The organism is Enterobacter cloacae complex sp. P40C2 (genome assembly GCF_014930695.1).
Taxonomy (GTDB): Bacteria; Pseudomonadota; Gammaproteobacteria; order Enterobacterales; family Enterobacteriaceae; genus Enterobacter; species Enterobacter pasteurii.
The window spans coordinates 203,373-228,610 of the sequence record NZ_JADBRP010000006.1; the positions used below are offsets into that span (position 1 = coordinate 203,373).

27 protein-coding genes are annotated in these 25,238 nt (G+C 53.1%); 9 read left to right on the forward strand and 18 right to left on the reverse strand.

Going from position 1 to position 25,238, the window contains the following annotated elements; all coding sequences use genetic code 11:
• The first annotated feature begins 57 nt into the window (after nt 1-57).
• A complete protein-coding gene (pyrE, locus tag IM304_RS13625; RefSeq protein ID WP_148421676.1) occupies nt 58-699 on the forward strand; it encodes an orotate phosphoribosyltransferase in 642 nt (213 codons plus the stop codon).
• A 68-nt stretch (nt 700-767) separates the two neighbouring features.
• Here pyrE and slmA read toward each other — a convergent pair whose 3' ends face one another.
• From slmA to coaBC, 3 genes are all read right to left on the reverse strand, one after another.
• A complete protein-coding gene (gene slmA, locus IM304_RS13630) occupies nt 768-1,364 on the reverse strand; it encodes a nucleoid occlusion factor SlmA (RefSeq protein ID WP_063868771.1) in 597 nt (198 codons plus the stop codon).
• Between the two features lie 120 nt (nt 1,365-1,484).
• Nucleotides 1,485-1,943 (reverse strand): dUTP diphosphatase, encoded by a 459-nt coding sequence (gene dut / locus IM304_RS13635; protein ID WP_015570042.1) that lies wholly within the window; start codon nt 1,941-1,943, stop codon nt 1,485-1,487.
• Nucleotides 1,921-3,132 carry a bifunctional phosphopantothenoylcysteine decarboxylase/phosphopantothenate--cysteine ligase CoaBC gene (gene coaBC, locus IM304_RS13640; protein WP_148421692.1) on the reverse strand — a complete coding sequence of 404 codons (1,212 nt, stop codon included), beginning with the start codon at nt 3,130-3,132 and terminating at the stop codon, nt 1,921-1,923. Before coaBC ends, dut begins: the two co-directional genes overlap by 23 nt.
• Nucleotides 3,133-3,305: 173 nt before the next feature.
• Here coaBC and radC point away from each other — a divergent pair, with 173 nt between their 5' ends.
• From radC to mutM, 4 genes are all read left to right on the forward strand, one after another.
• Complete coding sequence (radC, locus tag IM304_RS13645; protein WP_148421675.1) at nt 3,306-3,971, forward strand: DNA repair protein RadC; 666 nt, start codon at nt 3,306-3,308, stop codon at nt 3,969-3,971.
• 217 nt (nt 3,972-4,188) lie between these two features.
• Nucleotides 4,189-4,425 carry a 50S ribosomal protein L28 gene (rpmB, locus tag IM304_RS13650; RefSeq protein WP_002436699.1) on the forward strand — a complete coding sequence of 79 codons (237 nt, stop codon included), beginning with the start codon at nt 4,189-4,191 and terminating at the stop codon, nt 4,423-4,425.
• A gap of 22 nt (nt 4,426-4,447) precedes the next feature.
• Nucleotides 4,448-4,615, forward strand: a complete 168-nt coding sequence (gene rpmG, locus IM304_RS13655) for a 50S ribosomal protein L33 (RefSeq protein ID WP_003024094.1) — start codon at nt 4,448-4,450, stop codon at nt 4,613-4,615.
• 72 nt (nt 4,616-4,687) lie between these two features.
• Nucleotides 4,688-5,497, forward strand: a complete 810-nt coding sequence (mutM, locus tag IM304_RS13660; RefSeq protein WP_176609037.1) for a bifunctional DNA-formamidopyrimidine glycosylase/DNA-(apurinic or apyrimidinic site) lyase — start codon at nt 4,688-4,690, stop codon at nt 5,495-5,497.
• A 2-nt stretch (nt 5,498-5,499) separates the two neighbouring features.
• Here mutM and coaD read toward each other — a convergent pair whose 3' ends face one another.
• From coaD to rfaQ, 7 genes are all read right to left on the reverse strand, one after another.
• A complete protein-coding gene (coaD, locus tag IM304_RS13665) occupies nt 5,500-5,979 on the reverse strand; it encodes a pantetheine-phosphate adenylyltransferase (RefSeq protein WP_148421673.1) in 480 nt (159 codons plus the stop codon).
• A gap of 3 nt (nt 5,980-5,982) precedes the next feature.
• Nucleotides 5,983-6,753, reverse strand: coding sequence for a glycosyltransferase family 2 protein (locus tag IM304_RS13670; RefSeq protein WP_193355368.1), 771 nt, complete (start codon nt 6,751-6,753; stop codon nt 5,983-5,985).
• Nucleotides 6,753-8,027 (reverse strand): lipid IV(A) 3-deoxy-D-manno-octulosonic acid transferase, encoded by a 1,275-nt coding sequence (gene waaA / locus IM304_RS13675; protein WP_148421671.1) that lies wholly within the window; start codon nt 8,025-8,027, stop codon nt 6,753-6,755. The genes IM304_RS13670 and waaA overlap by 1 nt, the downstream gene beginning before the upstream one ends.
• 66 nt (nt 8,028-8,093) lie before the next feature.
• Nucleotides 8,094-9,083 carry a glycosyltransferase gene (locus tag IM304_RS13680; RefSeq protein WP_148421670.1) on the reverse strand — a complete coding sequence of 330 codons (990 nt, stop codon included), beginning with the start codon at nt 9,081-9,083 and terminating at the stop codon, nt 8,094-8,096.
• Nucleotides 9,084-9,094: 11 nt separating this feature from the next.
• Nucleotides 9,095-10,195: a glycosyltransferase gene (locus IM304_RS13685; protein WP_193355367.1), complete on the reverse strand. Its 1,101-nt coding sequence runs from the start codon at nt 10,193-10,195 to the stop codon at nt 9,095-9,097.
• A gap of 2 nt (nt 10,196-10,197) precedes the next feature.
• Nucleotides 10,198-11,325 (reverse strand): glycosyltransferase family 4 protein, encoded by a 1,128-nt coding sequence (locus IM304_RS13690; RefSeq protein ID WP_193355463.1) that lies wholly within the window; start codon nt 11,323-11,325, stop codon nt 10,198-10,200.
• Nucleotides 11,325-12,392 carry a putative lipopolysaccharide heptosyltransferase III gene (gene rfaQ, locus IM304_RS13695; RefSeq protein WP_176609034.1) on the reverse strand — a complete coding sequence of 356 codons (1,068 nt, stop codon included), beginning with the start codon at nt 12,390-12,392 and terminating at the stop codon, nt 11,325-11,327. Before rfaQ ends, IM304_RS13690 begins: the two co-directional genes overlap by 1 nt.
• Nucleotides 12,393-12,542: 150 nt before the next feature.
• On the opposite strand from rfaQ, the gene IM304_RS13700 reads away from it, so the two are divergent.
• Nucleotides 12,543-13,517 carry a polysaccharide deacetylase family protein gene (locus IM304_RS13700; protein WP_193355366.1) on the forward strand — a complete coding sequence of 325 codons (975 nt, stop codon included), beginning with the start codon at nt 12,543-12,545 and terminating at the stop codon, nt 13,515-13,517.
• Between the two features lie 2 nt (nt 13,518-13,519).
• Here the strand turns inward: IM304_RS13700 and IM304_RS13705 are convergent, their stop codons facing one another.
• Genes IM304_RS13705 through rfaD form a run of 6 tightly spaced genes read right to left on the reverse strand, consistent with a single transcriptional unit; the run spans nt 13,520 to nt 19,641 of the window.
• Nucleotides 13,520-14,683 (reverse strand): O-antigen ligase, encoded by a 1,164-nt coding sequence (locus IM304_RS13705; RefSeq protein ID WP_176609032.1) that lies wholly within the window; start codon nt 14,681-14,683, stop codon nt 13,520-13,522.
• Nucleotides 14,670-15,527 carry a sugar glycosyltransferase gene (locus tag IM304_RS13710; RefSeq protein WP_227009604.1) on the reverse strand — a complete coding sequence of 286 codons (858 nt, stop codon included), beginning with the start codon at nt 15,525-15,527 and terminating at the stop codon, nt 14,670-14,672. The genes IM304_RS13705 and IM304_RS13710 overlap by 14 nt, the downstream gene beginning before the upstream one ends.
• Before the next feature lie 56 nt (nt 15,528-15,583).
• Entirely contained in the window at nt 15,584-16,672 is a 1,089-nt protein-coding gene (locus IM304_RS13715; RefSeq protein ID WP_193355364.1) for a glycosyltransferase family 9 protein, read from the reverse strand.
• Nucleotides 16,673-16,675: 3 nt separating this feature from the next.
• Nucleotides 16,676-17,656 (reverse strand): lipopolysaccharide heptosyltransferase RfaC, encoded by a 981-nt coding sequence (rfaC, locus tag IM304_RS13720; RefSeq protein ID WP_193355363.1) that lies wholly within the window; start codon nt 17,654-17,656, stop codon nt 16,676-16,678.
• Nucleotides 17,657-17,659: 3 nt separating this feature from the next.
• The gene (rfaF, locus tag IM304_RS13725) at nt 17,660-18,706 is read right to left on the reverse strand and encodes an ADP-heptose--LPS heptosyltransferase RfaF (protein WP_193355362.1); all 1,047 of its coding nucleotides are present in this window, start codon (nt 18,704-18,706) and stop codon (nt 17,660-17,662) included.
• A 2-nt stretch (nt 18,707-18,708) separates the two neighbouring features.
• Nucleotides 18,709-19,641: an ADP-glyceromanno-heptose 6-epimerase gene (gene rfaD / locus IM304_RS13730; protein ID WP_148421661.1), complete on the reverse strand. Its 933-nt coding sequence runs from the start codon at nt 19,639-19,641 to the stop codon at nt 18,709-18,711.
• Nucleotides 19,642-19,856: 215 nt separating this feature from the next.
• On the opposite strand from rfaD, the gene kbl reads away from it, so the two are divergent.
• On the forward strand, nt 19,857-21,053 hold the full coding sequence (kbl, locus tag IM304_RS13735) for a glycine C-acetyltransferase (RefSeq protein WP_193355361.1): 1,197 nt from the start codon (nt 19,857-19,859) through the stop codon (nt 21,051-21,053).
• A 9-nt stretch (nt 21,054-21,062) separates the two neighbouring features.
• Nucleotides 21,063-22,091: an L-threonine 3-dehydrogenase gene (tdh, locus tag IM304_RS13740; protein WP_148421660.1), complete on the forward strand. Its 1,029-nt coding sequence runs from the start codon at nt 21,063-21,065 to the stop codon at nt 22,089-22,091.
• A 28-nt stretch (nt 22,092-22,119) separates the two neighbouring features.
• Here the strand turns inward: tdh and IM304_RS13745 are convergent, their stop codons facing one another.
• On the reverse strand, nt 22,120-23,217 hold the full coding sequence (locus IM304_RS13745) for a glycosyltransferase family 9 protein (RefSeq protein ID WP_193355360.1): 1,098 nt from the start codon (nt 23,215-23,217) through the stop codon (nt 22,120-22,122).
• A 287-nt stretch (nt 23,218-23,504) separates the two neighbouring features.
• Between IM304_RS13745 and IM304_RS13750 the strand changes: the two genes are divergently transcribed.
• A complete protein-coding gene (locus IM304_RS13750; RefSeq protein WP_193355359.1) occupies nt 23,505-24,305 on the forward strand; it encodes a glycosyltransferase family 2 protein in 801 nt (266 codons plus the stop codon).
• Here IM304_RS13750 and IM304_RS13755 read toward each other — a convergent pair whose 3' ends face one another.
• The gene (locus tag IM304_RS13755; protein WP_148421657.1) at nt 24,306-25,238 is read right to left on the reverse strand and encodes a divergent polysaccharide deacetylase family protein; all 933 of its coding nucleotides are present in this window, start codon (nt 25,236-25,238) and stop codon (nt 24,306-24,308) included.

A 25,238-nucleotide genomic window follows, 5' to 3' on the forward strand; every position in this document is an offset into this window, starting at 1 on the left:
GACCGATGAGTCGCCTTTTTTTTGCCCGTAAGACAGAAAAGACAAAGGAGCAAATCCATGAAATCGTATCAGCGCCAGTTTATTGAGTTTGCGCTTAACAAACAGGTACTCAAGTTTGGCGAGTTTACGCTGAAATCCGGGCGTAAAAGCCCCTATTTCTTCAACGCCGGGCTGTTTAATACCGGGCGCGATCTGGCACTGTTAGGCCGCTTCTATGCCGAAGCGCTGGTGGATGCCGGGATTGATTTCGACCTGCTGTTTGGCCCTGCCTACAAAGGCATTCCGATTGCGACGACCACCGCAGTGGCGCTGGCGGAGCACCATGACCGCGACGTGCCGTACTGCTTTAACCGTAAAGAGGCCAAAACTCACGGCGAGGGCGGGAATCTGGTCGGCAGCGCGCTGCAGGGCCGCGTGATGCTGGTGGATGACGTGATCACCGCAGGCACCGCGATTCGTGAATCAATGGAAATTATCCAGGCAAATGGCGCAACGCTTGCGGGCGTGCTGATTTCGCTCGATCGTCAGGAGCGCGGGCGCGGCGAAATCTCCGCTATTCAGGAAGTGGAACGCGATTACGGCTGCAGGGTAACGTCGATTATCACCCTGAAGGACCTGATTGCGTATCTGGAAGAGAAGCCTGAGATGGCGGATCATCTGGCGGCGGTACGGGCATACCGGGAAGCGTACGGGGTGTAACTGCATTGCCCGATGGCGTCAGGCTTATCGGGCAATGCACTCTGTAGACCGGATAACCGGCAGCGGGGTTACTGCAACTGAGCTGCCACTAACGGCCAGCGGGCGTCAAAATCGTCCGTTGGGCGGTATTTAAACTCGCTGCGCACAAAACGAGAGAGCATCCCTTCGCAAAACGCCAGGATCTGGCTTGCCAGCAATGTCTCATCCGTGGTGTAACCTTCGCCTTCACGCATTTTCTTCTCGCGCAGTACCTGTCGCAGCTGGGCTTCAATACGCTCAAAAAGCTGGTTTATACGGCCCTGCAGGCGATCCTGTTCGAACATCAGCGCGTGGCCGGTGAGAATACGGGTCAAACCCGGATTACGTTCACCAAAGCCCAGAATCAGCAGCACAATCAGACGCAGACGCGCGCTGGTGTCTTTTTCGTCCTTCAGAATCAGGTTGATGCGCGTAATCAGGCTATCTTCGATAAACTCGATCAGGCTGTCGAACATCCGGGTTTTGCTCGGAAAATGTCGATACAGCGCCGCTTCTGACACGCCTACAGAGGCCGCCAGTTTTGCGGTGGTGATGCGTTGACTGCCGTCGCTGGATTCAAGCATCAGAGCCAGAGATTGAAGTATTTCTTCGCGACGATTCCTTTTCGCGGTTTGTTTTTCTGCCATGTTACAAAATACCCCTGAAAATAAGCACTTGTCAGGCCGTCATCCACACAGCGACCGCAAACTGGCGTTTGCGGTTTGTTATTGCATTATGGCGCTGTGAAATGCGTGTCTGTCGGGCGGTTATTTGCGCCCGGAATGGCCGAAGCCGCCTTCGCCACGGTCGGTAGCATCAAAGTCTGCCACCAGGTTAAATTCTGCCTGCACCACCGGGACAAATACCATCTGCGCGATACGCTCGCCCGGTTCAATGGTGAAGCTGTCCTGGCCACGGTTCCAGACGGATACCATCAGCTGACCCTGATAGTCAGAGTCAATCAGGCCAACCAGGTTACCCAGCACGACGCCATGCTTATGGCCCAGGCCAGAGCGCGGCAGGATCACCGCAGCCAGCGACGGGTCAGCAATGTGGATCGCCAGTCCGGTCGGGATCAGGGTAGTTGCACCCGGGGCCAGTTCTACGGCGTCATCGAGACAGGCGCGCAGGTCAAGACCGGCAGAGCCGGAGGTGGCATACGTTGGCAGCGGAAATTGCTCGCCAACGCGCGGGTCCAGAATCTTAACGTCGATTTTTTTCATCATAACGGGTAACGATCTCGTCCAGTAATTGTTGGCCCAGGAGTTCTTTGCGCTCAAGCGGTAAGACTTTATCTCCATCCTGCCAGAAAAGGTGCAATGCGTTGCTGTCGCTGTTAAATCCTTGCGTGGACAGCGATACGTCGTTCGCGCAAATCAAATCGAGGTTTTTGCGGGTACGTTTTTGCCGGGCATATTCTTCCACATTATTCGTTTCGGCGGCAAACCCAACAACGTAAGGACGATGCGTTTTTAGCGCGGCCACACCGGCAACGATATCCGGGTTTTTGACCATTTTTATCGTTAATTCATCGCCTTGCTTTTTAATTTTGGCGTCAGCAATGGTTTCTGCCCGGTAATCCGCCACGGCAGCACAGCCAATAAAAATATGCTGCTGTTGTGCATGCGCCTGTACGGCGGCTTCCATTTCCAGTGCGGTGGTGACATCAATACGCTGCACCGACGCAGGCGCGGTAAGCGACACCGGGCCGCTCACCAGCGTGACGTTCGCACCGCGCCTGGCCGCCGCGGCAGCAATTGCATAGCCCATTTTGCCGGAGCTATGGTTAGTAATGTAACGCACCGGATCCAGCGGCTCGCGCGTTGGACCCGCGGTAATCATGATGTTGAGATGTTGCAGATCGTTGACAGGCGAGAAATGGGCCGCGGCCATATCAACAATCGTTAGCGGGTCGAGCATTCGGCCCGGACCCACGTCGCCGCAGGCCTGGCTGCCGCTGTCGGGGCCCCAGATCAGCAGGCCGCGCGAGGCCAGCGTTTCCAGATTATGCCGGGTAGCGGCGTTGCGGTACATCTGCTGGTTCATGGCGGGCACGACCGCGACGGGCGCCGGGGTGGCGAGGCAAATGGTTGAAACCAGATCGTTCGCCATACCTGCCGCCACGCGGGCAATTAAATCCGCCGTGGCGGGGGCAAGAATAACCAGATCGGCCCATTTACCCAGCTCAATGTGGCCCATTGCGGCTTCGGCCGCCGGATCAAGAAGGCTGTCGGATACCGGGTATCCCGATACGGCCTGCAGGCTCAGCGGAGTGATAAAGGCTTTGCCGCCTTCGGTGATCGCGACCCGCACATCGGCCCCGCGCTCGCGCAAACGGCGCACCAGGTCCGGCGTTTTATAGGCAGCAATACCGCCGCTTACGCCAAGAACGATTTTTTTACCGGCCAGGCTCATCATGATTCTTTCCTGTTGGGTTTCACCAGAGAGCGGGCATTTTATCACAATCCCAAAAACGGGGTGATGAAGTCCGTTATTCACTTTGCGAGGCGTTACGCAAGAACGAAACGCGAGCGTCGAGCCCGGGAGGTGCCTGTGGCAGCATAGTGGCAAACAGAAGGAGGGCGGGCATGGAAGAGACTGAACTGCTGCTACCGCGCGAAAAAATGCTGCGCCATGGCGTCACGTTATTAAAAGACGACGAGCTGCTGGCGCTCTTTTTACGCACGGGCACGCCGGGAAAAACGGTTTTTACCCTGGCGAAGGATTTAATAGACCATTTTGGTTCACTGTATGGTTTGCTGACCGCGGACCTGGCGGAATTTACGCACGTAGAGGGCATCGGCGTGGCGAAATATGCCCAGCTGCGGGGAATTGCAGAACTTGCCCGACGATTTTATAACGTGCGTATGGAGGAGGAAGACCCCATTCTTACTCCTGACATGACCCGCGAATTTCTGCAAAGCCAGCTGTCCGATCTGGAGCGGGAGATCTTTATGGTGATCTTTCTCGACAACAAAAATCGGGTGATTAAACATACCCGCCTTTTTTCGGGGACGTTAAGCCACGTTGAGGTGCATCCGCGTGAAATTGTGCGGGAAGCGATAAAAGTGAATGCAGCCGGCGTGATCCTCGCGCATAATCACCCCTCTGGCTGTGCAGAACCAAGCAGAGCTGACAAAGCTATTACCGAACGTATTATCAAATGCTGTCAATTCATGGACATTCGTGTGCTGGACCATCTGATAATTGGCCGCGGAGAGTACATATCTTTTGCCGAACGCGGCTGGATTTAGGCCTTTTCTCGCGATCCATCGGGATCTTTGTCTGTTCGGGACTTGAGCACACCGCCGAGTCAGCGTATACTACGCCACCTTTGAGAATCTCGGGTTTGGCATTTGGGCCTGGCAATCGAGAGTTCAATAGAACTATGCGATGACCGGGCTGTAAAGCCTGACGAGGCGCCGATACCCCATACGAAGCTCGAGCTAATTTGATTTTTGGAGAATAGACATGTCCCGAGTCTGCCAAGTTACTGGCAAGCGTCCGGTGACCGGTAACAACCGTTCCCACGCACTGAACGCGACTAAACGCCGTTTCCTGCCGAACCTGCACTCTCACCGTTTCTGGGTTGAGAGCGAGAAGCGTTTTGTCACCCTGCGCGTATCTGCTAAAGGTATGCGTGTAATCGATAAGAAAGGCATCGATACAGTTCTGTCCGAACTGCGTGCCCGTGGCGAAAAGTACTAAGTACTTAAAGAGGAAATAAATCATGGCTAAAGGTATTCGCGAGAAAATCAAGCTGGTTTCTTCTGCTGGTACAGGTCACTTCTACACCACCACGAAGAACAAACGTACTAAGCCGGAAAAACTGGAACTGAAAAAATTCGATCCAGTTGTACGCCAGCACGTACTGTACAAAGAAGCTAAAATCAAATAATTTTAGTCTCCTTGTATTGAAAAACCCCGCAACTGCGGGGTTTTTTGCATTCTGCATCTCAACGGAGGAACCATGCCTGAATTACCTGAGGTAGAGACCAGCCGCCGCGGTATTGAGCCGCATCTGGTCGGCGCGACTATTCTGCATGCTGTCGTTCGCAACGGGCGTCTGCGCTGGCCGGTTTCCGATGAGATCCATGCGTTAAGCGACAAACCCGTCCTGAGCGTCCAGCGCCGCGCTAAATACCTGCTGCTGGAACTGCCTGACGGCTGGATCATCATCCATCTGGGCATGTCGGGAAGCCTGCGTATCCTCACAGAGGACCTGCCTGCGGAAAAACACGACCACGTCGATCTGGTGATGAGCAACGGCAAAGTGCTGCGTTATACCGACCCACGGCGTTTTGGCGCATGGCTGTGGGCCAAAGAGCTTGAAGGGCACAACGTGCTGGCGCATCTCGGGCCAGAGCCGCTCTCAGAGGCGTTTAACGCGGAATACCTCAAAGAGAAATGTGCCAGGAAGAAAACCCCGATTAAGCCCTGGCTGATGGATAACAGGCTGGTGGTGGGCGTGGGGAATATTTACGCCAGCGAATCGCTGTTTGCCGCCGGGATCCATCCCGATCGGCTGGCCTCTTCGCTGTCGGCGCAGGAGTGCGAGCTGCTGGTTAGCGTCATTAAAGCGGTGCTGCTGCGGTCGATTGAGCAGGGCGGGACGACGCTGAAGGATTTCCTGCAAAGCGACGGGAAGCCGGGCTATTTTGCGCAGGAGCTGCAGGTCTACGGCCGTAAAGGTGAACCGTGCAGAGCCTGCGGAACGCCGATAATTGCCACGAAGCACGCCCAGCGCGCCACGTTTTACTGCCGTCAGTGCCAGAAGTAACGTTACTTTAATTTTTCCATCAGCGCCTGGTGGACGTTATCCGGCAGGAAGTGGGTAACGTCCCCGTGATGGCGCGCGACCTCTTTCACCAGTGAAGAAGAGATAAAAGACCACTCCTTGGAGGGCATCAGGAACACGCTCTCCAGCTCCGGCATCAGATGACGGTTCATGTGCGCCAGCTGCATCTCATATTCGAAGTCCGCCACGGCACGTAAGCCGCGGATGAGTATATTGGCCTGCTGGGTGCGGGCAAAATTTGCCATCAAATCGCTGAACCCGACGACCTCAACGTTCGGCAGGTGCGCAATCGCCCCGGATGCCAGCGCCACGCGTTCGTTCAGATCGAACATTGGCTTTTTGCTGGGGCTGGCGGCAATAGCCAGAATGACCTTGTCGAACATACACGCCGCACGGGTGATGATATCAAGATGACCGTTGGTGATCGGATCGAAGGTACCCGGATAAATCGCTTTTGTGCTCATGGCTCACGTTTTCTCTGAGTAGCCGTGGTTCAGCGCCCACAGCTCGGTGTATTTGTTGAAAGTATACTGGGCATTCACCACCGCCAGTAGCCAGCCCTGCTTGCCGTCCAGCACGCCGCCGCGCAGCAGCAGCGTTTTCAGAAACGCGCCCAGCGTGTGGGTGAAAATCCCGGTAAGCGAGGCTTTCTTGCCGCGCGCATGCCGCTCCTGTGCCCAGGCGGTGGCATAGTTCAGCTGTTTACGCTGGAAGCTGGCGAAATCCCGGCAGGTCAGGTGAAGCAGATCGCCCGTCAGGGAAATGACCCTGGCGTTGTCACAGGCCAGAGACTCATGAACCAGGCTGTCGTTGTACTGGTAGCGTTCGCGCTCGTAGAGACGCATCACGCGGTCGGGATACCAGCCGCTGTGGCGCATAAAGCGCCCAAGAAAATAGTTACGACGCGCGATGCTGTAGACCGCGCCAGGCTGGGGAGCGGCAAGTACCGTTTGAATGGCCTGTCGGAGTTCCGGGGTGACGCGCTCGTCGGTGTCGACCATCAGCACGTAATCGCCCGTGGCGTAACCCTGCGCGCGCTGACGCTGAATGCCGTAGCCCTGCCAGTCGGTGTCGGTATAGACGGTTGCACCCGCTGCACGGGCCACGTCTGGCGTGTTGTCCGTACTGCCGGAATCAAGAAGTATTATCTCGTCAGCCCAGGCTACAGACGCCAGGCAATCCGGAAGCAGGTCGGCGGCGTTTTTGGCGATCATCACCACCGACAGACGCGTTGACATTAGTGGCTCCGCTGAGGCAGATAGGGTTGCAGAAGCTGCAGCAGACGGGTCAGCGCGCCCTGGTTCTGGTGCAGAACCTCAACGGCATGACGACCGTACCACAGGCGGTAATCTTCGTCGGTCAGAAGGGTGGAGACCTCTTTGACCACCGAATCTGCGTCGGTGACGGTGATTAAGCCATCGGCCTGCTGCAATTTCGCGCAGATATCTTTGAAGTTAAACGTGTGTGGCCCCATCAGTACCGGAATGGCGTGCGCGGCCGGCTCGAGCGGGTTATGACCGCCGCGCTCTACCAGGCTGCCGCCGACAAAGGCGAGATCCGCAATGCCGTACAGCAGCATCAGTTCACCCATCGTATCGCCAATGACGACCTGCGTGCTGCCAGAGGGGATTTCGCCGCTGCTGCGCAGGGTAAAGCTAAAACCGCCTTTTTGCACCATTTCGCGGGCATCTTTAAAACGCTCCGGATGGCGAGGAACCAGAATCAGCAGCAGGTCCGGGAAGGTTTCCAGCAGCTTGCGGTGGGCCTGCAAAATAATCTCTTCTTCACCGTCGTGGGTGCTGGTGGCAATCCAGACCTGACGGCGCGGCGCCCACTGTCGACGCAGCGTCACCGCACGGGCGGCGAGTTCAGGCGTGACGGAAATATCGAATTTCAGGCTACCCGTTACCGCAAGCTGGTTGCGTTTCAGGCCCAGGGCGATAAAGCGCGCGGCATCTTCTTCATTTTGCGCGGCGATCAGCGTGATTTTGCTGAGCAGGCGACGCATAAATTTACCCAGCTTGCCGTAGCCTTTCGCCGAACGCTCTGACAGACGCGCGTTCGCGATAACTAAAGGAATTTTACGGGCATGCAGGGCGGAAATCATGTTCGGCCACAGCTCGGTTTCCATCACGATCACCAGTTTGGGGCGAACGGTGTTCAGGAAACGGTTCATGGCGCAGGGGAGATCGTACGGGAGGTAAACGTGATGGACATCTTTACCGAATGCGGACATCACGCGTTCTGAGCCCGTCGGCGTCATGGTGGTGACGGTGATCGGCAGTGACGGATAACGGTGGCGCAGGGCGCGCACCAGCGGAATGGCCGCCAGCGTTTCCCCGACGGATACGGAATGCAGCAGAATACCGTCCGGCGCGACTTTATTGCGGCAGAAGCCATAGCGTTCGGCCCAGCGTTTACGGTACGCAGGCGCTTTACGGCTACGAAGCAACAGTCGCAGCCACACCAGTGGCTGAATGATGTAGAGCAGGGCGGTATACAACAATTCCAAGCGATTATCCGTTTTTTTAGTTTCGGCCGGGAAATTCTAAGCATTTAAGCGTGCTAAAGCTATCTCTTATGCCAGATACCGTTTTAAACGGAAGTAGCGTCGGCCCAGGCGCCAGCGCAAACGCGGGCTTTTGGCACTTTTCCAGATAAGCTTCCAGATCCCGGTGTCGAAGAACTCTTTGATTATCATTGCTTTCTTCGCCTCATCCTTCATGTTATCGAAGGTATGAATAATCCCCAGCCCCTCTTTAGCGATTTGCCAGTGGCAGGCAGGGATATTTTTCACTTTATCCGGATAGCGCTGATTAATGGCATCGAGCATCTTCAGGATCTTCATGTAATGGCGCGCTGAGCGGATAAGCGTGTCGTCGTTATCCGGAGTGTGCGATACCGAAGCGGAGTGAATGTAGTAGTCATAAAAGCGTTCGCTGGTGTACTGAACGCGTTCCGCGGCAAGCAGCACCTCGGTAGTCCACGGGATATCCTGATGGCGCAGGCCGGGCTCGAAGCGGAAGCCGTTCTGGCGAATGAAATCGTGGCGATAGATATTCAGCCAGGTAACGTGCAGGAACTTACGCGAGTCCAGCGCCTTTTTTAGCCATGCCGCGCCATTCATAACGCCCGTTGAGGCGAGCTTGTCTTCCGGGAAGATGGGGCGAGACGGTTTCTTGTTATTTTCCCAGACGTAGTTGCCGTTGCAGGTGGCGACGTCCAGATTCTGCGTGACGGCCATATCCAGCAGGCGCTGATACATGCCGGGTCTGAAAACATCATCAATATCCGGGAAGGAGAGATAGCGGCCGGTCGCAACGGCCAGGCCGGTATTACGCGCGATGGAAACGCCCTGATTAGGCTGTTCAATGACCTGCATATCCGGCAGCTTTTCGCGCCAGTTATCGACGATCTGCATCGAACGGTCGGTGGAGCCGTCATTGACGATGATGACTTCCATACTGTCAATGTTTTGATTTACAAGGCAGGTAAAGAACTGATCAAGAAAAGCTTCACCGTTATAAACGGCAACCACCACGCTTAATAATGGCGCTGAATTTTGCATATGAAACCTGATTATTTTTGGGTGTCGACCAAAGCAATGTATTGCCGGCAAATGGCGTTGATACCGAACGAGGCAATCGTGTCGCGATCAACCACCGGCGGAGAGGCATACAGTTCTGCCAGCGTTTTCGCCAGTGATTCGTCTGTTAACGCCGTCAGACCGCGGGCCAGGGGGCCGGTGAGGATCTCAGCAGGGCCGCCAGGGCAGTTTGTACTGACCGGTGGAGTCTGACAGATAATCGACTCCACGAGTACATTACCAAAACCTTCGCAGTCGGAACTTAACACTAAAAGGCGTGCTCCTTTGATCCACGGGTAGGGATTGGCTTCGAACGGGCGGAAAATGATCTTGTTTTCGATGCCAAGCCCGGCGGCAAGCTGCCTGAGCTGGCCTATTTTCGTTGCGGAGCCGTTGCCCATCATCACCAGGGTTGTGTCGAGCTTGCTTAGCGCGAACGCCCGCAGCAGGCGGTCATGACGTTTGTGCTCATGAAAACGGCCAACGTGGATAATGTAATTCTGCCCCTGCATCTCAAAAGGCGCTTCTGCCAGACGCTGAATTTCAGGAATATCAAAGGGGTTATGGATCACCGCTTTGCGTCGCAGGGGGATAGCGAGCGTCTCTGAGAGATCGTGCAGTACGGCTTCGGATACCGCGACAACGTTGCGGTTTTCGTAGGTATGTCGAATTTTAGAATGTTTAAACCAGCGGGAAAGGCCGCTGCGATGGCGTAAATAGGAGAACGAGAACATCCCGTGTACGCAGAACCACACCTTGTCCCGATCCAGCACCCGGCTGTGCGCCACGATACGATCGGTTTTATGGAGGTGCGAGAAGACCACGTCAAATTTACCGTTGCGCTCAGCCCGCTCAATAGCGCGATCCAGTAAGCGGGCGCGCCGCGGGATCTCTGTCAGCTTGCGCCAGGGTTTTTTACACGTATCCTGCACAACCTGAAAATCGATGCCTTCCGGAATGGCGTAGTCGCACACCTTCCGCAGGGAGAAAAGGGTAACCTGATGTCCCAGTTCCGTCAGTCCGCTGGAGAGGGTGAGAACCGTTTTTTCGGCTCCTCCACCGGGTAAACCATCAATAATCATTAGGATGCGCATTATTAATCCAGTAATTTTTGATAAAGCGAAATAAGCTGACTTGACAGTTTTTCTGGCGTTGCTTCTCTGACGCGTTCGCGCGCCGCAAGCCCCATATTGTTATTCTTTTCCAGAGAAGGAATGGACACGACGGCCTCCTTCAGGGTGCGAATATCAAGTGCATCACAGTAAAACCCGTTCTGGCCTTGCTCAATAAATTCTGACCCACCGCAGCTCTCTGACGTAATGACGGGTAATCCACAGGCCATTGCTTCAAGTATGACGTTAGGGAAAGGATCATACAGCGTCGGCAGCAGTAAACCATCGGAAAGCTGATAAAACGGCAGCGTCTCTTTTTGCATCCCCAGGAAACGGATTTGCCTCTCACAGCCTAATGAGCGGGCGAGGTCGCGATAGCGGCTTTCCGCTTTATCCTGACCGACCACAATCAGCCATGCCGATGTCCCTGCAATAGCCTGGATAGCGCTCGCCAGCCCCTTGCGTTCAAACCCTGACCCCACGAAGCAGAAAATGACGGCATCAGCGGGTAGCCCAAATTGCTGACGCAGTACGGCGCGCTGTCTCTCTTCTGCCGGAACGAAGCGGCTGGAATCTATTGAATTATAAATCACATGTATCTTTTTTGCGTCAATATCAAAGTCTTCGACGATTTCGCGCTTGATCATCTCCGCATTACAGATAACCGCCTTTAGCTCGGGAGCCTGATACATTTCACGTTCCGCGTTCATCACGTAGCGGTGATAGCGATCGTGCATAAGCAGCTTCGCGCGCCAGGCGGGAAGTATACGCGTACGCTGTAGCAGCCAGCGGCGATGCACTCCGTCGCCGGCACGGTAAATGTCGCAGCCCGGGATACGCTCGTGGCTCTGTACAATATCAAACTGCTGCTGTTGCCACAGGGCGCGCGCGGCGTGCGCAAAGCCGCGCTCGCGGCTGATGCGACCCCATTTCCGGGGATCGCAGATATGAATATGCCAGTCGTCCTGTTTTTCGCCTTGCCACTCGCGGGTGATGACGTTCAGCTCAAGGTTCTGATTGCTCAGCGCAGCGAGTGCCCTGGAGACAAAACGTTCTGCTCCGCCATCCGGGCGATATTTTTGACGCACAATGGCCAGGCGATGAGGCTTCATCACAGGTATCTCCTTGCGGCAGAGACGACAGCATCAACGGGAATGGCGTCGAGATAGCGTTCTGTGGTTTTCGTATCAATGGCGTCAGGGTTGGGAAGCGGGCCGTAATTCCCGGCCCAGATAACCTCGCCGTTTACCTGCCATGGCGACCAGAACGTCAATTTTGATGGGCCAAATAGCGCCACGCAGGGCGTCTGCAGGGCGGCGGCCATGTGCATAGGAACAGAGTCAACGCCAATGAACAGGCTGGCGTGGTCGATAAGCGAGGCCAGCTGGCGCAGGGTTAACTGTCCTGCCAGCGAAACAACACCCGTTTTCGGGGAGGCGGCAAGGATGCGGTCTACCATCGCCAGCTCTTTCTTATCCGGTCCCGCCGTCAGGACGACAGTGTGGCCGTCCTGCTGTAACGCGGCGATAGTTTGCGCCATTTTCCCTTCATCCCAGCACTTAAAGAACCAGCGTGAGGTGGGCTGGATAACGATGTAGCGCTCTCCCACACCCTGTTGCGTTAGCTTTTGCTGTGCATGGTGCCAGTCATCCGCGCGGTAAGCCATGGTGACGGCGGATTTGGCGACAACCGGTAACGGTGCCAGTATCGAAAGGTTTTGTTCAACGGTGTGCAGTGACTGATGGCTGGCGACAGAAACCAGTTCGCTATGACAAAAACGCCAGAACGCATTGTTGCGCTTGTTAAAGGCAAACCCGAGCCGAACGGGGGCACCCGTGAGGCGGGTGACAATCGCGCTGCGCCACTGATCGGCAAGATTAATCACCAGATGGTAATGCTGCGCGCGCAGCGTACGCAGCAACTGCCACTCTTTTTGCAGGTGCTTCAGCGTGCCCAGCTGCTTCCACTTACGGTCGATGCCATAAATCGTATTGATTGCCGGGTGCGCGGCGAGCATGTCTCGCGTCTCTTCATACAGGAGCACGTCGATTTGGGCTTCTGGCCATTTTTGGCGTAGCGAATTGATGACGGGAGTGGTGAGTAACATGTCGCCATGATGGCGAAGTTTGATCAGTAAAATGCGCAAATCAGGCGTGTCGGGTAAGTTATTCATCATCATCTTATCGGCGTTGTACTAATGGCAATTCTAATAGACCTGGTAGCGACTTGCACTCTTTCTCCATAATGTCAGGAATTTCCCTGGAAGGGTTTACTCCTGCTTTCGGGAGTGCGTAACATAGCGCTAACTATTTTGTATTGCGGGCTCATTATGAAAAAACCGGCGTTTATCATCACGATCGATACCGAAGGGGATAATCTCTGGCAAAACCACCGGGTGATCAAAACGGAAAATGCGCGCTATCTGGCACGGTTCCAGACGCTTTGTGAGCGTTTCGGCTTCAAACCCGTCTGGCTGACCAACTACGAGATGGCGGTTGAGCCGGTGTTCATTGAGTTCGCTAAAGATGTAATCGCCCGGGGCCAGGGCGAGGTGGGAATGCATCTCCATGCCTGGAACAGCCCTCCTGAGCACGATCTGACCGGTGATGACTGGCGCTGGCAGCCTTATCTGATTGAGTTTTCAGACGAGGTCATGCGTGAGAAAGTGGTATTTATGACCCGCTTACTGGAAGAGACCTTCCAGACTAAAATGCTTAGCCATCGCGCCGGGCGCTGGGCGTTTGATAGCCGTTACGCCAGGCTGCTGATTGAACTGGGCTATCAGGTCGACTGCTCCGTCACGCCGCGCGTGAACTGGCGTAACGCGAAAGGCGCTCCCCAGGGAAGTGGCGGGACGAATTACCAGCATTTCCCCGATCGCGCTTACTTCTTAGATGCAGATAATATTTCCCGTCCGGGAAACAGCCCTTTACTCGAAGTGCCGATGAGCATCCAGTACAAACATCCGGCATGGCTGAATTCGCTTAAGCAGGGTTACGATCGTCTTCGCGGTAAATACCGCTCTCCTTCAGTTAACTGGTTACGCCCGTCCGGCGGTAACGCCCAGGAGATGATTAAGGTAGCGCAGCAATGCCTGTCCCAGGGAAATGACTATGTGGAGTTTATGCTTCATTCGTCGGAATTTATGCCTGGCGGAAGCCCTGCGTTTAAAGATGACGCCGCGATTGAAGGGCTGTATCAGGATCTTGAGCAGCTGTTTAGCTGGTTATCAGATAAGACAGTGGGAATGACGCTGGCGGAGTTTTATTCTTATAAAAAAGGCGCCGAAACATCGGCGCCTTAACGTTATTTTTGCAGCGCCGTTTTTATCGGCGCACTAAAAATAATGGCAAAAGGAAGCCAGAACAACACCCAATATTCTCGTGGGTTGCTGATAACAAACATGCCCTGCGTCACGTAGAACATCAGCGCAAATACGATAACCGCGATTTCAGCTTTATGATTAGCTGCAAGGTGGCGAAGGCTTTGTCTGGCGGCAAATAAAATCATGCCTAAAAGCAGCAGCAGTCCTACCGCACCTCCCTTTAGAAAGGTTGCTAAATAGAGGCTATGCGTCGTGGTGACATGCTGACCAAAACCATTAATGAACTGAAGTTCTTTATTGAAACCCCATCCGAAGAGTGCTTTCTGTTTTGCCACTTCAAAAGCATGCTGCCAAATACCGAAACGGACGGATCCTGCTCGTGAAGAATCTTCTACGCGTTTGAAGAACATATCGAGCGAGCCACTAAAATAGAGGCTTGCACCTATGATCGCCAGTAGAATAAGTGAACCTGTCAGCAGCTTAATATCCCATTTCGGTTTACAGAGGAAAGCGACAACCGCGGCGACAACAAGTGAAAGGAGTGGCCCTCGACTTTGGGTCAGAATCAAGCAGACCAAAAGCAGAGGAACTGGAATATAAAACCAGAAGTTACGCGTTTCACGAACCAGTATGGCGCTCAATAAAATACCCAGCGCCATGTATCCTCCAAGATCAATTACGTTATCCGGAGAGAAAGGAAAAGCTCGCGATAGTCTGTTTTGAAATATGTGCTCTTTATTGACATAAATTAGCGTTAAAATCGTTAAAGCCACAATGCCGAAATATGCTGCACCTATGATATATTTTTTTCTGTCCTGTAGTTCACATTGGCGATACAGGCAGATAAAAATAAACAAATAAAATGAATGGGTTAGCGCAGACCTGAGGTGGGACGAATCAGCCCAAAAATTAGTTAATGAGAAATATAATAAAAATGCACCAGTAAAGCCCAGTGCGGGTAGAAAGTCACGATCGCTAATAAAACGCGTTCTTACCTCATGATTTATCATCATAGCGATGATAAACAGTGCAAGGGCAATGTGAAAGAAAATATTTACTTTTGAAACGCCACAAAAAATCATGCTCAAAAAGATAAAGAGCATAAAAGGATAGAATATAAAACGTTGAAGATTAGTTGAAGACATCAGTAAAATCCTTTCTGGGGAAAACAGAGTCAGGTATTGCGCTTTGAGGAGATAGATTGATGACAGTGATCTTATTTTTTTTGAAAACAGTACTTGCCAGCATCAACGCCGGAATGACAATATTATTCACCTTTTTATCAAGGAAAGTTGGTAACATTGTACTATTGGTTTCATAAAAGCGAGGTTGATTGAAATTATTCATATCGAGCCCCGCAATATATATTTTTTTAAAGCCCAGAAAATAGAGTACCTGGAGAGCCCAATACATTACGGTTCCGGCATCTACGACCCCGTGACGAACATCACAACTAAAGGCTGTATTAGGATGTGTCTCTGAAAATATGATACCTGGCGTACCCGCTAGAGCCTCGCGTAAATCAGCTTGCTTAATAGAGGGTTTATAGGTCTCATAACAAATATCTTCAATAATGCATAATTCACACTGGATTTTGTCGTATGAAAAACGCTCTATAAGTTTAACGATGCCCATAACCGTAGTAAAGAGAATGACATCTTTACAGCTTACAATACGCTTCAACAATGCAGTCTGACGATCGATAAACGTCATATCAACGACGAAATAGAGAGAAAAACTTAGCGCGTGGTGAAGGTGCCAGGCACCGTTCACGCCCGCCGTGATTACCGTCGATGGTAGAGTCTTGAAATCGATAGCTTTGATTGAAGGGCCAGTCGCCGCAATAAGTATATCGCCATCGAACCGATGGTGAAGTGAGGAGAGCGGGATCAGATCGATACTGCGTCCCTTATACTTTAATTCTGATATTTCACCGGTTTCAGCACGCGATATTTTAACGAAGGGCCATAAATTTTCATTATGTCGCATATTGCGCTTATGCGTATACCGATACAGTTGCTTGGTCAACGAGTTCATTTTACGCCTCAGGAAATTATTTTTTTATTTTTATTCACGGTCGTTAATAAACTCACAATGTTATCCAAATCCGCGTCGCTTACTGCAAACAACTCTTCTTTCGGTTGGCTGAAGTAGTAACGCGTTTCAAAAACGTAAGAGTTAATATTTTCATCGTTACCAATCAACAGAACCTCGCCGAGAGGACGCTGCTCGTAATGACAGCATGGGCCAAATAACATGATTACCGGCACGCCCACAGCATCTGCGATGTAAATATTCCCCGAATCAGACGCGATATAGCAGTCCATCTTCGAAATGGCCCAGGGAAGCTCTTCGAGCGAAATTTTACCAATGAGATTGATAAAATTCGGGATCTCACCGTAAAGGCGGGTGATATCGTCCATCCACGACTGTTCATTTGGGGCACCGAAAACATAAAACTCGCAGGGTAAGCCGGCGAGGCGATCGACAATTCGCTTCCAGATAACCGGCGGCACCGTTTTAGCTTTATTGCCTGCCGCAATACTGATACCGATGCGGATAACGTCAGGTTTGTCGAGAATGGCCGGATAGGTCGCCGGTTTAAACAGCGGCTTTGTGGCATGTTTGGGAGAGTCCTGCCACGTGAGTGAACGGTCGGCCAGCTTCAGGTAGTTGGTTACTGATAGCGTTTTTTTGCCGTGCTCAACGATACCGTCGGCGGTGAGATAAAATATCCCGTGATACCACCTGCGGGTGTAAATGCTTAAAAATTGTTTGTTTTTTGCATTACAGACGGCGGCAAAGAAGAGATTCACGCTATTCGGCTGTAGCAGGTAGACATTATCGTAACGGTTCATGATCCTGCAGGCGAAGCAGAGCTTACGCCACAGGTTGCGCTTATGCTGTTCGATGAAGTAGATCTGTTCGATGTTCTCGTCATGCTTCGCCAGCGCGCCGACGCTGCGGCTGATCAGCACATCGCTTTTTTGCAGATGTGCCAGGAGGGGCGTCGCATTGATAAAGTCACCGATTTTGGCCGTCTGAATGACAAGGTTCCTGCCCGTGTCTTTTCGAAACAGCTTCCGGAAGAGCTTCACCGGAAAGAGTAAAATCAGCAGAAATACGTAACTCATGGGTTAAATATCCCTGTTGGAAAGCAGTTGGCTGCCCTGTAAAAATGAAAAAATAGCATCTGCGCTGATATCCTTCGTTTGTTGCGTCGGGCTGACCATCTGATGCTGGTTTTTACCGTAACCCCCGATCAGCCCGGGGTCTGTCGGGCCGAAAATCGTGATATTAGGACGATCCAGTGCGGCGGTTAAATGGCTTAGCCCCGTATCCACGGAAACGACGGCATTCGCGCCCGCCAGCTGCGCGGCAACCTGCGCCAGCGTAAGTTTGGGTAAAACCTCGACGTGGGTAAAGCCTGCGGCCAGACGCTCCGCACGCTGACGCTCATGTTCAGCACCCCACGGGAGTTTAATATGGATACCGCAAGGTTGCATTAGTTCAATCAGCCTTCGCCAGTGCGTTTCCGGCCAGTGCTTATCGTCGCGCGTTGTGGCATGCAGGAACACCAGATACGGCTCGGCATGCTCCGTCTCGCGCAAAAAATGCTGTGCGATAGCGTAGTCACCCTGAGTTTCAGGTTTTGCATAGCCCAGGCTTTTCGCGAACAGCTCGCGGGTGCGCTCCACGGCGTGCTGCTGCTTCGCAATATGGTGGCGACGGTTATAGAAAAGGCTCGCCAGCGGTTCGCGTGCGGTTTGCCAGTCCATACCGTGCTTTACGCCGTGTGCCAGACGCGTCACCAGCGCCGCGCTTTTGACCAGCCCCTGGGCGTCGACGATCGCGTCGTAACGCTGCGCCTGCACCGCTTCGCGGAAGGCTTTACGTTCGGCTTTAATCGGTGCGGAGAACCACGCTTTGCGCCAGCGGCGAATCGCCACCGGGATCGCGCGATCGACCGCCTCATGCCAGGTGGGGATTTGCGCGAAGCCTTCTTCCACCACCCAGTCAAAACGGATGCCGGGAATGGCCCGCATGGCGTCCGTCAGCGACGGCAGCGTATGCAGGACATCACCCATCGAGGAGGTTTTAACGATCAATACCCGCATCCGTTATCCTTCTTCGCTCAACAGCAGTTCGTTGAGTTCTTCGAGAACGCGCTGCGGCGTGATGTCGATCAGACTCTGATGATAGCCCTCTGCGGCATCGCCTTTGCGAACCTTATGGTAGCCGGTGATTAGCCGGATAACGCGCGCTTTGTGTGACAGAGGCGGCGTGAAGTCCGGGCTGCTGGGGCCATACAGCGCGACCAGCGGGCGGTCCAGCGCGGCGGCGACGTGCATTAGACCGGAATCGTTAGTGACCACGGCTTTACAGGCGGCAATCAAAATTACGGCCTGCTCAAGCTGGGTTTCTCCCGCAAGGTTCCGGCACCAGGCCTGCTGATCGATGCTCAGCGCGGCGAGAATTTCATTGCCCGCCTCGTGGTCTTTCGCTGAGCCAAACAGCACAATCTGATAGCCTTCGTCGATCAGCTGTTTCGCCAGTTCGGCGTAGTGATAGTGCGGCCAGCGTTTTGCCGGACCAAATTCCGCACCAGGGCAAAAACCAATCATCGGACGCTCGGACGACATGCCAAACGCGTTGCAGGTGTGGGACTTCTCCCCATCGTTGACCTGAAGCTGCGGCCACAGCAGCGGCTGCGGCAGGTCTTTCGCGCTGCGCATTACGCCTTTGTCATAGGCCAGCGCCACATAGCGCTCAACCATCAGCGGCCAGGCCTCTTTATCCAGCACGCGGGCGTCGTTCAGCAGGCCGTAGCGCATTTCGCCTCGCCAGCCGGTACGGTGCGGCACGCCAGCAAAGAAGGGCACAAGGGCGGATTTGAAGGAATTAGGTAGCACATAGGCACGGTCATAGCGTTTTTCGCGCAGGCTATGGCCGAGCCTGCGACGCTCGCCAATTTCCAGCGCACCGTGGCCGAGCGGCATTGGGATCGCCTCGTTCACTTCTGGCATACGCGATAACAGCGGACGGCACCACGCGGGTGCCATCACGTCGATTATCGCCTGGGGATAACGCGCCTTGAGCGTGCGATAGAGACTTTGCGACATCATCATGTCGCCCACCCATGACGGGCCGATCACCAGAATTTTCATACTTATGCGTCGCGGTTCAGCCAGGCCATGTATTCCGTTACGCCTTCGGCAACGGTCTTGAACGGCTTGTCGTAGCCTGCGGCACGCAGGTTGGTCAGGTCAGCCTGCGTGAACGCCTGGTAGCGGCCCTTCAGCTTATCCGGGAAAGGAATGTACTCAATGCTGCCTTTTTTATGGTACGCCAGCGTTGCGTCAGCCACGGCCTGGAAGGATTCCGCGCGGCCTGTGCCCAGGTTGAAAATACCGGATACGCCATTTTCCAGGAACCACAGGTTGACGGCCGCCACGTCGCCTACGTAGACGAAGTCACGCTTGAAGCCGTCGCTGCCTTCAAACAGTTTCGGGCTTTCGCCATTATTCAGCTGGGTGTTCAGGTGGAACGCCACGCTCGCCATGCTGCCTTTGTGGCCTTCGCGCGGACCGTAAACGTTGAAGTAGCGGAAGCCAACAATCTGGGAGTTCGCTTCAGGCAGGATCTGGCGCACGTACTCATCAAACAGGAACTTGGAATAGCCGTAAACGTTCAGCGGCTGCTCATATTCGCGGGATTCGATGAAATCAGAGGTGCGGCCGCCGTAGGTTGCCGCAGAGGAGGCGTACAGGAACGGAATTTCACGCTCCAGGCAGTAGTGCAGGATCTCTTTGGAGTACTGATAGTTGTTGTCCATCATGTACTTGCCGTCCCACTCGGTGGTGGATGAGCATGCACCTTCGTGGAAGATGGCTTCGATCTCGCCGAACTCTTCGCCTGCCATAATCTGGATAAGGAAGTCCTCTTTATCCATATAATCAGCGATGTTCAGATCCACCAGGTTGACGAACTTGGTGCCGTCTTTCAGGTTATCCACCACCAGAATGTCGGTGATGCCTTTGTCATTGAGAGCTTTAACAATATTGCTGCCGATAAAGCCCGCGCCGCCGGTAACGATGATCATAACTGTAACCTTTGAAGTGTTGAGTCCGGGGACAATCCCGGACGCTAATGTCTTTATCATATCATCACAATGCCCGGTCTTCAGCCATTCACCGATATGCAGCAGGGGTACACGTGATTTATGCTGCAAAAACGAGAAGAGATACTGCGTCATCTCGTCATGAACTATAGGTTTGGGTAATATGTGCCGAAATTTGCCGAGTCTGGAGAATTGCAATGCGTGGTGATTTTTACAAACAGTTAAACAGCGACCTCGATACCGCCCGTGCGGAAGGGTTGTTCAAGGAAGAGCGTATTATCACGTCTGCTCAGCAGGCGGACATCACCGTTGCCGATGGCAGCCATGTGATCAACTTTTGTGCGAACAACTACCTGGGTCTTGCGAATCACCCTGAGCTGATTGCCGCAGCGAAAAACGGCATGGATACCCACGGCTTCGGCATGGCCTCCGTGCGCTTTATCTGCGGCACCCAGGACAGCCACAAGCAGCTTGAACAAAAGCTGGCGAACTTCCTTGGAATGGAAGACGCGATCCTCTACTCCTCCTGCTTCGACGCCAACGGCGGTCTGTTTGAGACGCTGCTGGGTGCAGAAGACGCAATTATCTCCGACGCTCTGAACCACGCCTCTATTATCGACGGCGTCCGCCTGTGTAAAGCGAAGCGTTTCCGCTACGCCAACAACGACATGATTGAGCTGGAAGCCCGCCTGAAAGAGGCCCGCGAAGCCGGCGCGCGTCATGTGCTCATCGCCACCGATGGCGTGTTCTCTATGGACGGCGTGATCGCTAACCTGAAGGGCGTGTGCGATCTGGCCGACAAATACGACGCGCTGGTGATGGTAGACGACTCGCACGCGGTTGGTTTTGTGGGCGAAAATGGCCGTGGCTCCCACGAATACTGTGACGTGATGGGCCGCGTGGACATCATCACCGGTACGCTGGGCAAAGCGCTTGGCGGTGCTTCCGGCGGCTATACCGCCGCGCGTAAAGAGGTGGTTGAGTGGCTGCGTCAGCGCTCCCGCCCGTATCTGTTCTCCAACTCCCTGGCGCCAGCGATCGTGGCCGCCTCCATTAAAGTGCTGGAGATGGTGGAATCCGGTGCTGAGCTGCGCGACCGCCTGTGGGCTAACGCCCGCCTGTTCCGCGAAAAAATGAGTGCCGCAGGGTTTACCCTGGCCGGCGCTGACCACGCGATCATTCCGGTGATGCTGGGCGATGCGGTCGTCGCGCAGAAATTTGCTCGCGAGCTGCAGAAAGAAGGGATTTACGTGACCGGGTTCTTCTTCCCGGTGGTACCAAAAGGTCAGGCGCGTATCCGCACTCAGATGTCTGCGGCGCACTCGCCTGAACAAATTGAACGTGCGGTGGAAGCCTTTACCCGCATCGGTAAACAGCTGGGCGTAATTGCCTGAGGACGTGTGATGAAAGCGTTATCCAAACTGAAAGCGGAAGAAGGGATTTGGATGACCGACGTGCCGGAGCCGGAAGTCGGTCATAACGATCTGCTGATCAAAATTCGTAAAACCGCCATCTGCGGTACTGACGTTCACATCTACAACTGGGACCAGTGGTCACAGAAAACCATTCCTGTCCCGATGGTGGTCGGCCATGAATATGTGGGTGAAGTGGTTGGCATCGGCCAGGAAGTAAAAGGGTTCAACATCGGCGATCGCGTCTCCGGTGAAGGCCATATTACCTGCGGTCACTGCCGTAACTGCCGCGGTGGCCGTACGCACCTGTGCCGCAACACCGTCGGCGTGGGCGTAAACCGTCCGGGCTGCTTCGCGGAATATCTGGTGATCCCGGCGTTCAACGCGTTCAAAATTCCGGACAATATCTCTGACGACCTGGCCTCCATCTTTGACCCGTTCGGCAATGCGGTACATACGGCGCTCTCCTTCGACCTGGTGGGTGAAGACGTGCTGGTCTCCGGTGCGGGCCCAATCGGTATTATGGCGGCAGCGGTGGCGAAGCACGTGGGTGCGCGTAACGTCGTGATCACCGACGTCAACGAATACCGTCTGTCGCTGGCACGTAAAATGGGCGTTACCCGCGCGGTGGACGTCTCTAAGGAGAGCCTGACCGACGTGATGGAAGAGCTGGGCATGACTGAAGGCTTCGACGTGGGTCTGGAGATGTCCGGTGCGCCACCGGCGTTCCGCACCATGCTTGACACCATGAACCACGGCGGGCGTATCGCGATGCTGGGTATTCCGCCGTCAGATATGTCTATCGACTGGAATAAAGTGATCTTCAAGGGGCTGTTCATTAAAGGCATCTATGGCCGTGAAATGTTCGAAACCTGGTACAAGATGGCGGCATTAATTCAGTCTGGCCTGGATCTGTCCCCGATTATTACCCATCGATTCTCTGTCGATGAGTTCCAGCAGGGCTTTGACGCTATGCGTTCTGGCCAGTCCGGGAAAGTGATTCTGAGCTGGGGTAAATAATGAGAAAGGGGCCGAGGGCCCCTTTTACTTATGCAGCAGTTCTTTCGCAACCAAGCTTGATGAGTACTTTTGCAGCAATAGACTGGATATCAAGTCTGTTGTGGTGTTTATCGAATATTAGCTGCTCTGAGTTATTTCCAACAGGCGCGAAAATGGTATTGCCTTCGAATTTTTTATTATGATCCAGCAGCATGGAAAAATAGATAGCAATAAGTTTTTTATCAAAGGCGCAGGCGATATGTACGATGGCTGTATCTACAGAGACAATCAAATCGGCTTTTTTGATAAGTGTTATGGCATCCCAGAGCGAGTTGAAACGACAAATGGTGACCTGGCTATTTTCAATGTGGAGGCCAGCAAGTTTCTTACCTTCACCAATGATAAACACATGAACATCTGGGTTTTGTGTAATCTCATTCGCCAATTTTTCTAACTGTGAAGGCGAGAGGCTGCGCTCTGCAACGCTTGCGAATGGATTGAGGACAACGCACGTTTTACCAGAATGCGATTGCAGATAACTGTCAATAAAGACATCGTGCTCCGGCAAAACGGGTAACGAATAACGAAGGAATTCAGGCTTAACATTCAATATGTTAAGTATTTCTTTTTGAGGATGGGTAATGTGGAACTCGGAATCAATTGGCAACATTAAGTTATAGGGCTTATCCAGCCAGCCGCCAAATCCAACGGCATATTTATAATGCGCTTTACGCAGGAGAAGCGTATTGAACAATTCTTTTCTTTTCATCCATGCGTAATGGCTAATGACTAAATCTGTCTCGATGGTGTTCATTGCATCGATGTTATTGATATCAACAATATAAACTTCATCAATATCCGTCATTTTTTCGAATAAATCGCGATTTCGTTCCTCGACGATGACCTGCAGCGTATACCCTGCCTCTTTTAAACTATGCCAGGTCCCGGTGTGGCAAACAGCATCACCAATTCCAAGGTCTACAAAAGGGAAAAGGATGCGCTTCACACGGGAAACATCAATTTTTTCCTGCCGCTTATCATGGAGCTGGCGCGCTACTGAAAGTAGCTTTAACCGTCTTTTTAATTCTTTCGTTTTATGGTTTCGTTGCCTGTTAATTTCCTTCAGGTAACTAATAATTTTCTTCATGTTCGCGCCAAACCAACTTAAGCAGTATATTGACGATAGTATAATCTTAACGTCTGCCAAAAGGAATGATTGCGATGCCAGAGAATGGTTTGCATCATTTTATTGTTACTTAACAAGTAGTTAAATTATATGCTCTCTGGTTTATCCCGTTTCTGACGTGCGTCACCCCTACTCGCTAATGCCAGCACCGTTTTGTAAATAAAAATTATGGTTCAGACCCGGATATGACAGTGGTAATGGCTGAAGCTATCCTCTCATGATCGAATTGATTAAGATCAGGGGACAATATGTTCAAGCTAACCGTATGCCTTTTGACGTACAACTCTGCTCGTTTGTTACATCAGGTTTTACCTCCTTTGATACGTATTGCGGATGAGATTGTTGTGGTTGATTCCGGGAGCCATGATGAAACGTTATCTGTTCTCGAAGAATATGGAATCTCACCAATTTATCATCCCTATGCAATGCATGGTGAACAGATGAATATAGCCATTTCTCGGTCAAGTAACGATTGGGTTTTATGCATGGACAGTGATGAAATACTGGATGAAGATACCCTGGAATATATCATCGCGCTAAAATCCAGAGAGGAACCTCCAGCAGACTGGGGGTGGAGTCTGTCTCGTTACTGGTATGTATTAGGCGAGCGCACCCGAACAATCTACCCGGTTTCTTCCCCTGACTATCCCTTGAGGTTATTCAATCGTCGTTATGTCACATTTAACAGTCGACCAGTAGATGATAAAGCCGTTGGTGCAGGGCAGGTGATGCGAATACCGGGTCATGTCCGACACGATACCTTTTATTCCCTGCATGAAGTGTTTGATAAGTTAAATACGTATACATCGCGAGTGGTAAAGTATCAGGCACCCAGACCTTCAATCGTACGCGGTATCGTCAGTGCTATTGGTGCCTTCTTTAAATGGTATTTATTTAGCGGTGCATGGAGACAGGGAAAAGTTGGGGTGGTTACGGGACTCTATGCAACCTTGTACAGTTTTTTAAAATATTTCAAAGCCTGGTATCGCCATCAGGATGAAGGGGAATCCGCAGCCCGAAAGCATACGGATTCACATCTTATTAGATAGTTACGACTTTTTCCCCCAGCCCTGCCACTGATGCTGGAAATACTGCACCAGCGTACTCTGGCTCACGCTTTCGCTGATTACCGTGAAGAAGCGGGTTGCATGCACCGGTTCAGGCGGCTGTTTCAGCGTGCAGTGCTTCACGCCGCGGAACGGATTACGCGGTTGTGTTGCTGGTGGCTGCGCGCTACCCGGACGAGACGTATCCACCTGAGGTTCATTGAGCAGATCGCCCGGACGCACCAGCGTAATATCGGCAGGTAAGGTCGGCAGCATTTGCTGCAACACGCGTACGGTAGACGGATGCGGATGGCCGATGGCAATCGCCGACCCGTTACGGCGCGCCAGCTGTACCGCACGGTTGAACTGCACGCGGATATCCGCCTCGTTCTGGGAGTCGTCCAGGAAGACCTTGCGCTTGATGACCTTCACGCCCGTCCCCTGAGCGGCACGCATTGCCTGGCTGTTGCCGATGGTCATGCTGTCGAGGAAATAGAGATTGTAACGCTCCAGCGCCTGCATCACTTTCAGCATGCCGTACAGGCTGGAGGTCATCGCGCTGCCCATATGGTTATTCAGGCCCACGGCATACGGCACTTTGTTGTAGGCGTCGCGGATGATGCGATCGATCTCGTCGCTGCTCATATCCGGACGAAGCGTGTCTTTTTCCAGCGGCTGTTTGCTAAGCGGTGCCATTGGCAGGTGGATGAGGACCTGATGGCCGCTATTGTGGGCTTTCGTCGCCATTTCACGGGCATGTGGCGCGTTAGGAAGAACGGCGACGGAGATGGCTGACGGCATCGCCAGCACCTGATTTTCGTAGTGTGGGCGATAACCGAAGTCATCGATCACTATCGCGAGTTTGCCTGCATAAACCGGTGCAGCCAGCGCCAGCGCGCTGACGACGGAGAGAATAATTCGACGAAATTGAAGCAA